Annotated in this window: 1 pseudogene; it reads right to left on the reverse strand. The window is 71.4% G+C overall.

Going from position 1 to position 1,085, the window contains the following annotated elements:
* A pseudogene (locus N912_RS65015) lies at positions 1-1,085 on the reverse strand (hypothetical protein); the annotation flags it as partial.

A 1,085-nucleotide genomic window follows, 5' to 3' on the forward strand; every position in this document is an offset into this window, starting at 1 on the left:
TGGGCGGAGGCCAGCCAGCCCATGCGCTGTTCGTGACCCTGGGACGCGGCGGTGTCGGCGGTGCGGCCGATCGCCTGGCGGACCCGGGTGTTGAGGTTGGAGGCGAACCGGGCGACGTTCTGGGCGCCGCTGGTCCGGGTGCGCTGTCCGCCCTGGCCTGAGCTGGAACCACCGCTGCCGCCGCCGCCGTTGAGGACCGCCTGGTTGGGCTGGTCGGCGCGGGGGGCTTGGCCGTTGCCGGAGTCCGGGACGGCCTGGGCCTGGTTCTGGGTCTGGCTGGCCGGCTGGGCCGTGGGCGTGGCATTGCCGGCTAGCTGGGCGTTGCTCGCCTGGTCGGGTGCGTCGGGCGCATCGGGTGCGTCCGGGGCGTCGGGCTGGGCGAGCGGGCGGGGCTTGCTCGGGTCGTCGGGCTTCTTGCCGCTGTCGCCGATGCCGAGCTTGCCGAGGGCGTCCTTGATGGTCGTGGTGAGGTCCTTGACCAGCTGGGAGGCCCAGGCGCCCAGACCCTTGCGGTCCAGCTTCGAACCACTGGCCTGGTCGTCGTGCTTACCGGCCTTGTCGGGCTTGCCCGCCTTGTCAGGCTTGCCGGCCTTGTCGTCGTGCTTGCCGGACTTCTCGTCGTGCTTGCTGCCCTTGTCGTGCTTGCCCTCGTGCTTGTCGTGCTTGCCCTTGTCCGGCTTGCCGGCCTGGTCGGGCTTGTCGGGCGAGTCCGGTGCATCGGGTGCGTCGGGCTGGTCGGGCTGGTTGACCGGCGGCTTGTTGCCACTCCCGCCGCCGAGCTTGCCCAGGGCGTCGGTGATGGTTTTGGTCAGGTCTTTGACGAGGTTGTTGGCCCATCCGGCGATTCCGCCGCCGCCCGGGCTTGGTTCGCCGGGTGCGATGGTCGGCTTGCTCGAAGGCTGCTCGGGGGTGTTGTTGTTCAGGCCGAGCAGGCCCGAGGCCCAGTCGAGGACGCCGCCGCCGGTGTTGTTCTGGCTCTGGCCGGCGAACGCGTTGCCGCCCTGTGCCGGGTCGTTCCACTTGGGTCCGCCGCCGCAGGAGGGGCCGGTGCACTGTCCGCCGCCGTTGCCGTAGGCGACCAGTTG

Source organism: Actinospineispora acaciae DSM 45401 (assembly GCF_000620785.1).
In the GTDB taxonomy this organism is placed as follows: domain Bacteria; phylum Actinomycetota; class Actinomycetes; order Mycobacteriales; family Pseudonocardiaceae; genus Pseudonocardia; species Pseudonocardia acaciae.